The organism is Amycolatopsis sp. NPDC006131, from assembly GCF_040614175.1.
GTDB classification, from domain to species: Bacteria; Actinomycetota; Actinomycetes; order Mycobacteriales; family Pseudonocardiaceae; genus Amycolatopsis_E; species Amycolatopsis_E tucumanensis.
Genome location: NZ_JBEXTX010000034.1, coordinates 1 through 7,542, shown reverse-complemented (window position 1 = coordinate 7,542; position 7,542 = coordinate 1). Strand labels below are relative to the sequence as shown.

Genomic DNA, 7,542 nt, shown 5'->3' with positions numbered 1-7,542 from the left:
GCGCTTCGGCTTCCCGCGCAGCCTCAGGTGCCTGCCATGCGTCGAACCTTCTGTCGCCCCCCAACTCCTGCCTTCGCGTTCCAAGTTCCCGCCATCGCCCCAAAACCACTTCCGCCGCTACACGTCGCCCCTGCGTTAGTGGGAACCTCGCGCGACGACGACTTGACCTCTCGCGCGGCCTGATTGCCGCACGAGAGGACCACTCGTGCGAACCCGCGCGCTCCGGCTAGGCGAGTGGGATTCTCGTGCGCCCGCGACTGGACTGTTCGCGCGTCATGAAATGACCACTCGCGCGACGGATGCCGTGCGAGTGGGAATTTCGTGCGCCGCATGATTTGGCATTCCGCCGCCCGCAGCGCACTCTGGGTTCGTGAACTGGGGAATCGTGGCGGCGGTCGGCGCCGCCGGAACGACAGTGGGTGCCGGGACGGTGAGCCTGCTCCGGAGAGCCGAAGCTCCGGTGTCGGCCGCCGTGGTGGCGCTCGGCACCGGTGCGGCCTGGGCGGGACTCGCCGTCCTGGCGCCTGCCTGGACGGCCTTCGTGCTGGCCGCGCTCGCCGTGCCGTTGATCGCGGCGGACCTGCGCCACCGGCGGCTGCCGGACGTGCTCACGCTGCCCGCGTACCCGCTCCTCGTCGCGGTGGCACCGGATCCGGCGAAGGCCCTCGGAGCGGCCGCCGTCTTCGGCGGCGCGCACCTGGTGATCCACCTCGTGGCGCCACATGCCATGGGCGCCGGTGACGTCAAGCTGGCCGGCGCCCTCGGCGCGGCGCTCGGCTCCGTCGGCTGGTCCGCGTTGCCGGTGGCAACAGTGCTGGCCGCGTTTGTCACAGCCGTCCTGGCCGCCACCCGCCGCTGGCGAAACGGGGTGCCGCACGGCCCCGGCCTGCTCGCTGCGGCCACCGCGCTGGTCCTGATCCGCCCTGGCTGAGCACGGGGGAGGCCGGTGCCGCCTGCTGCGGGCATGTCGTGCTCCCCGGAGAAGGTGCGGGAGTCAAGCGCGCCTGCCGCTCGCGGGGCAACTGCCGGGCGGAGCCGGGCGAACGCGAAAGCCGGCAGCCGCCAGCCAGCGCGCCAGCTCGGACACTGCGGAGCCACGAGCGGGTGGAGCCACAGCAGTCTCACCGCTGCGTGCGCCGCTCGCGGGGCAACCGCCCGCCGGAAGCCGGGCGAACGCAACGGCAGACAGCCGCTGGGGGCGCGCCGTGCCGGACACACGCGGCGTCACCCCGGACACACAGTCGCGACCAGCGGGCGGACCACGTCAACCCCGCCTCTGCGACCACCGCTCGCAGGCAGCCCCCGCCCGCCGGAGCCGGGCGAGCGCAATGGCCGGCAGCCGCCGGCCGCGCGCCACGTTGGCCACACCGGCGCGCGACCCCGGGCGCGCCGGCCCGCCACCCCGGGTACACCGGCGCGCCGGCTCCGGCACACCGGCCCACCACGCGCGCACACCTCGGGCACACCGGCGCGCCACCTCGGGCACACCGGCCCGCCACCCGGACCCGCCGGCGCGACCAGCGCACGGACCACGTCAACCCCGCCCTCGCGACCACCCCGCGCGGGTCAGCCCGCGCCCGTCGGAGCCGCCTGAACCGGGCGACAACCCTCATGACAGGATCGTCTGGTGGTACTGCGCTGGATAACCGCTGGTGAATCGCACGGTCCGGCCCTCGCGGCCGTGCTCGAAGGGATGGTGGCCGGGGTCGAGGTCACCACCGCCGACGTGAGCGAGCAGCTCGCCCGCCGGCGGCTCGGGTTCGGCCGCAGCCCCCGCATGGGCTTCGAGACCGACCACATCGAGTTCCTCGGCGGCGTCCGGCACGGCGTCACCCAGGGCGGACCGGTCGCGGTGCACATCGAGAACGCCGAGTGGCCCAAGTGGGAGAAGGTCATGTCGGCCGACCCCGTGGACCCGGCCGAGCTCGAGGGCCTCGCCCGCAACGAGCCGCTCACCCGCCCCCGCCCGGGCCACGCCGACCTGCCGGGCATGCAGAAGTACGGCTTCGACGAGGCCCGCCCCGTGCTGGAACGCGCCAGCGCCCGCGAGACGGCCTCCCGCACGGCACTGGGCACCGTCGCCCGGAACTTCCTCCGCCAACTCCTCGGCGCGGAGATCGTGAGCCACGTCGTCTCCATCGGCGGGGCCGTCGCCCCCGAAGGCCCGCTGCCCGGGCCCGAGGACCTCGCGGCGGTCGACGAATCCCCGGTCCGCGCGTTCGGCCAGGAAGCCACCGACGCGATGATCGCCGAGGTCGACGCGGTCCGCCAGGCCGGTGACACCGTCGGCGGCGTCATCGAGGTCATCGCCTACGGGCTGCCGCCGGGGCTCGGCTCCCACGTCCACTGGGACCGCCGCCTCGACGCGCGCCTCGCCGGCGCGCTCATGGGCGTCCAGGCCATGAAGGGCGTCGAGGTCGGCGACGGCTTCACCACCGCCCGCCGCTGGGGCAGCAAGGCCCACGACGAGATCGACCGCGGCACCGGCCCGGTCGGCGTCACCCGCCGGTCCAACCGCGCCGGCGGCCTCGAGGGCGGCATCACCAACGGCGAGCCGGTCCGCGTGCGCGTCGCGATGAAGCCGATCTCCACCGTCCCGCGCGCGCTGTCCACTGTGGACGTCGTCACCGGGGAGCCCGCCGTCGCGATCCACCAGCGCTCCGACGTGTGCGCGGTACCGCGCGCCGGGGTCGTCCTGGAGTCCGTCGTGGCGCTCGTGCTCGCCGACGCGGCACTGGAGAAGTTCGGCGGCGACTCGCTGGCCGAGACCAAGCGCAACGCCGAGTCCTACCTCGCGGCACTGGAGGAACGGTGGGCCAACCTCCCTGCATCGTGATCGCGGGCCCGCCCGGGTCCGGCAAGAGCACCGTCGGGCCGCTGCTCGCGCAGCGCCTCGGCGTGCCGTTCCGCGACAGCGACGACGACATCGTCGCCCGCGCCGGCCGTCCCATCGCGGAGATCTTCGCCGACGACGGCGAGCCGGCCTTCCGCGCGCTCGAAGAGGAAGTGATCGCCGAGGCCCTCGCCGAGCACGACGGCGTGCTCTCCGTCGGCGGCGGCGCGGTCCTCGCCGAGGGCACCCAGAAACGCCTGGTCGGCCACCCGGTGGTCTTCCTCAACGTCGGCTTCGCCGCAGGCGTGCAGCGCGTCGGCCTGTCCACCGCCCGCCCGCTGCTCGCCGGGGTCAACCCGCGCGCCACCTACCGCTCGCTGCTCGAAGCGCGGCTGCCGGTGTACCGCTCGGTCGCCACCATCGAGGTGTCCACGGACGACCGCACCCCGGCCGAGATCGTCGACGCCATCGCCCGCGAACTAGCCCTGGAGGAAACGCAGTGACCGACCCGGTCCGGATCGAGGTCCGCACCGCCCGGCCGTACCCGGTCGTCGTCGGCCGCGGCCTGCTCGGCGAGCTCACCGAGGCCGTCAAGGGCGCCTCCAGCGTGGCGATCATCCACCAGCCCACGCTCACCACCACCGCCGAAGCCGTGCGCGACGAACTCAACGCCGCCGGGCTGGACGCCCACCGCGTCGAGATCCCCGACGCCGAGGACGGCAAGGCGCTGTCCGTCGCCGGCTTCTGCTGGGAGGTCCTCGGCCGCATCGGCCTCGACCGCCAGGGCGTCGTCATCGGCCTCGGCGGGGGAGCGGTCACCGACCTCGCCGGCTTCGTCGCGGGCACCTGGATGCGCGGCGTCCGGCTGGTCAACGTGCCCAGCACGCTGCTCGGCATGGTCGACGCCGCCGTCGGCGGCAAGACCGGCATCAACACCGACGCGGGCAAAAATCTGGTCGGCGTCTTCCACGAGCCCAGCGCCGTCCTTGTCGACCTCGCTACCCTGGAAACCCTGCCGCGCAACGAACTGATCGCCGGCATGGCCGAGGTCGTGAAGGCCGGTTTCATCGCCGACCCGCGCATCCTCGAGCTCATCGAAGCCGATCCCGAGGCGGCGACCGACCCTGCCGGTGACGTCCTCGGCGAGCTGGTGCGCCGATCGATCCAGGTCAAAGCCGACGTCGTGGCCGCCGACCTGCGTGAGTCCGACCTGCGCGAAATCCTCAACTACGGCCACACCCTCGGCCACGCCATCGAGCGCCGCGAACGCTACCGCTGGCGCCACGGCGCGGCGGTCAGCGTGGGCCTGGTGTTCGCCGCCGAGCTGGCCCGCCTCGCCGGGCGGCTCGACGACGCCACCGCCGAGCGGCACGCCGCCATCCTGGAGCGCCTCGGCCTGCCGACCAAGTACGACCCGGACGCCTTGCCGCAGCTGATCGACTCCATGCGCAAGGACAAGAAGACCCGCTCCGGCGTGCTCCGCTTCGTCGTCCTCGACGGCCTGGCCAAACCGGGTCGCCTCGAAGGCCCCGACCCGGCTCTGCTGGCCGCGGCGTACTCGGCGGTCGCCGGACCGCGGCAGTCCGACGGTGGGAGCGTGCTGCTGTGAAGGTCTTCGTGCTCAACGGTCCCAACCTCGGCCGCCTCGGGAAGCGGGAGCCCGCCGTCTACGGCTCCACCACCCACGCCGACCTCGCGGAGCTGTGCGTCAAGACCGGCAGCGAGCTGGGCATCGACGTCGAGGTCCGGCAGACCGACCACGAGGGCGAGATGGTCGGCTGGCTGCACGAAGCCGCCGACGGCGGGAACCCGGTGGTGCTCAACGCGGGCGCCTGGACGCACTACTCGATCGCCGTGCGGGACGCCGCCGCGCAGCTCGCCGCGCCGCTGATCGAGCTGCACATCTCCAACGTGCACAAGCGTGAGGCGTTCCGCCACCACAGCGTGCTCTCCGACATCGCCACGGCTGTCATCGCCGGGCTCGGTGTCGACGGCTACCCGCTCGCCCTGCGCTGGCTCGCCGCCAACGCCGGATGACCGTCCCCGACCTCAGAACCGCCCGGCTGCGCCTGCGAGGCCTCGAACCCGCCGACACCGAATCGATCGTCCGGGTCTTCGCCGACCCGGACACGAGCAGGTTCCTCGCCGCCGACCTCAGCGACCCGGACCAGTGCCGGGCCTCGGTCGAGCGGCGCCTCGCCTACACCGGGCCGGACGGCACCGGTCACTGGGTCATCGAGCGCGACGGCGACGTCATCGGGCTGGCGCACCTGCGGCCATCGGCCGAGCTGTCCGGCGACCTCGTGGAGATCGGGTACTTCCTCGACCCCGCCCACGGCGGCCACGGCCTGGCGACCGAGGCGGCAGCCGCGCTGCTTCGCCACGCCTTCGCCGCGCTCGGGCTGCCCGCCGTGTGGGCGCTCGTGCACGAGTCCAATGTGTCCAGTCAAAACCTGGTGCGGCGCCTGGGCTTCACTGACGTCGGCGGCGGCGAACACTACGGCGGGCCGCACCGCGTGTTCGTCGCGCTGCCCGCCACCGCAGGGCAGTGGCACCACGTCGAGCTGTGGGTGCCCGACCTCGCGCGCGCCGAGGAGAGCTTCGGCTGGCTGCTCACCGAACTCGGCTGGCAGGAACACCAGCGCTGGCGCGACGGCGTCAGCTGGAAACTCGGCGCAGGATACCTCGTGGTCGAGCAGTCCCCGGCGCTGACCGCCGCCACGCACGACCGCCGCGCGCCGGGCCTCAACCACCTGGCGCTGCACGCCGGCCCGCCCGAGCGCGTCGACCAGCTCGCGGAAGCCGCGCTCGCGCACGGCTGGCGCCCGCTGTTCGCCGACCGCTACCCGCATGCCGGCGGCCCTGATCATCACGCCGCGTATCTGGAGAACGCCGACGGCTTCGAAATCGAGCTCGTCGCCGACTCCCCGCGTGTCACTCGACCGGGTTAATCAGTCTCTACACTGAGCTTGCTGGCGGAAAGGGAAAGGACGACGGGTGGGCAGACGCAGGGTGCTCGGCGCGTTGCTGGCCGCGGTGCTGGCCGTCCCCGCGCTGGCCGGGTGCACCGGCAGCGTGCCGCCGCAGGCCGAGGGCGCCGGGAAGGGCGTCATCGGCGGCGCCCAACCGGAGACCACCACCGCCACACCCGCCGCGGTCCAGCTCAAGACCGACTCGCCGCGCGAAAGCCCCGGCGTCGTCGCGGCCGGCGGCCCCGGCGCGCCCTACAACTACGGCCCCACGCTGATGGCCGACGGCGCCACCAACCGGATGTGGTGGTGCAGCCAGTACCCGGGCTCGCCGCCGCCCGGCGACGACATCCTCTACGCCGAATCCGCCTCGCTGGACGGCCCGTTCACCGGCCCCGGCGGGTCCGTGCCACCCGCCGTGCTCTCCGGCAACCCCGGCCAGTTCGATGGCGTGCACGCCTGCGACCCGTCGGTGATCCGCGTCGACGGGACCTACTACCAGTACTACACCGGCGCCGCGGGCGACCACGCGCTCGGCAACTCCATCGGCCTCGCGGCCAGCACCGACGGGATCACCTGGCAGCGCGCGAACGGCGGCAGACCCATCGTGGACCCCGCCCACGACACCCACCGCGAAAACCTCTACGGCGCGGGCCAGCCTGCTGCGGTGTACCTCGACGGCTGGTTCTACCTGATGTTCACCGACACCACCGGCCTCGCCGCCGGCTGGAACGGCGCGGGCCAGTTCGTGCTGCGGTCGAAGGACCCGGCGTTCGGCAGCGGCGTGGAAGCGCTGGGGGAGGCCGGGTTCGCTGCGGTGGCCGGCACGAACGCACCGCGCACCAAGTCGCTGGTCGACGCGTTCAGCGCGGACCTGATGTGGATCGACGCGCTGAACGCGTGGGCGATCGCGCACGAAACCGCCGACGGCACCACCATCACGTTCTGGGACCGCGACTTCCTGCGCGCCCCGTTCCAGCCGCTGCTGATCCCCGGCGTGTGGCGGGAGGGGCCCGGCCTGGTGCGGCGGCCGGACGGGCACGCGCCGGTGTCGGCGAAGGACCCGTGCGGGCGGGTGCCGCTGGACGTCGTGCGCGCGACCGTGACCGGCGAGGCGGGCGCGCCCACCGACCTGCGGCGCTTCGGGCTGGACATCGTCGGCGTCAACGCCTGCGCCGACCCGCAGCGCGCGCTGACGGTGCTGGACGGCTTCGCCATGCCGTCGCCGGTGCGGACCATGGACCTGGTCGTGTCGGGCCAGGTCGTGCGGATCGACCGCCGCTCGGTGGCGCAGGAACTGGCTGGGCACGTGCTCGACACGCGGCTGGACGTGCTGAACCAGTTCCCGGTCGCGGCGCGGCTGGAGTCCGGCACACGCGCGCTGCAGGCCACCGGGCTGGGGGTGGGCTTCCTGCTCGACGACGGCCGCCTCTACCCCGTGCGCCGGGCGGAAGCGGTGATCGCCAACGGCTCGTCGACGGAGGACGTGACCCCGGCGCAGTGGCGTGGCTACCCGGCCGGCCCGGCGCTGGGCTAGATCCCCGGCGGCCTGCCGCGCGCCAGGACCAGCAGCGCGTGAACGCGGCCCTGCCGGGGGCCGACGGCTCGTGGACCGAGGGATGTGACCCGGGCGCAGTGGCGTGGCGATCCGGCCGGCCCCGCACTGGGCTGGATCCCGGCGGCCTGTGGGCACGGGCTTGGGGCGCGGTGGGCCGCTTGAGCCGCGCGCCAGGACCAGCA

Annotated in this window: 7 protein-coding genes; all 7 read left to right on the top strand. The window is 73.9% G+C overall.

The window, feature by feature from the left end; translation table 11 throughout:
- Positions 1-460: 460 nt before the first annotated feature.
- The 7 genes from ABZ215_RS19135 (at position 461) to ABZ215_RS19105 (ending at position 7,339) form a co-directional block, all read left to right on the top strand.
- A complete protein-coding gene (locus ABZ215_RS19135) occupies positions 461-931 on the top strand; it encodes an A24 family peptidase (protein WP_354950607.1) in 471 nt (156 codons plus the stop codon).
- Between the two features lie 693 nt (positions 932-1,624).
- A complete protein-coding gene (aroC, locus tag ABZ215_RS19130) occupies positions 1,625-2,836 on the top strand; it encodes a chorismate synthase (protein ID WP_269462685.1) in 1,212 nt (403 codons plus the stop codon).
- Positions 2,833-3,336: a shikimate kinase gene (locus tag ABZ215_RS19125; protein ID WP_020422367.1), complete on the top strand. Its 504-nt coding sequence runs from the start codon at positions 2,833-2,835 to the stop codon at positions 3,334-3,336. Before aroC ends, ABZ215_RS19125 begins: the two co-directional genes overlap by 4 nt.
- Complete coding sequence (gene aroB, locus ABZ215_RS19120) at positions 3,333-4,442, top strand: 3-dehydroquinate synthase (RefSeq protein WP_354950535.1); 1,110 nt, start codon at positions 3,333-3,335, stop codon at positions 4,440-4,442. Before ABZ215_RS19125 ends, aroB begins: the two co-directional genes overlap by 4 nt.
- On the top strand, positions 4,439-4,870 hold the full coding sequence (gene aroQ, locus ABZ215_RS19115) for a type II 3-dehydroquinate dehydratase (RefSeq protein WP_020422365.1): 432 nt from the start codon (positions 4,439-4,441) through the stop codon (positions 4,868-4,870). Before aroB ends, aroQ begins: the two co-directional genes overlap by 4 nt.
- Positions 4,867-5,784 (top strand): GNAT family N-acetyltransferase, encoded by a 918-nt coding sequence (locus ABZ215_RS19110; protein ID WP_354950533.1) that lies wholly within the window; start codon positions 4,867-4,869, stop codon positions 5,782-5,784. Before aroQ ends, ABZ215_RS19110 begins: the two co-directional genes overlap by 4 nt.
- A 61-nt stretch (positions 5,785-5,845) precedes the next feature.
- A complete protein-coding gene (locus tag ABZ215_RS19105; protein ID WP_354950604.1) occupies positions 5,846-7,339 on the top strand; it encodes a beta-xylosidase in 1,494 nt (497 codons plus the stop codon).
- The last annotated feature ends 203 nt before the right edge of the window (positions 7,340-7,542 follow it).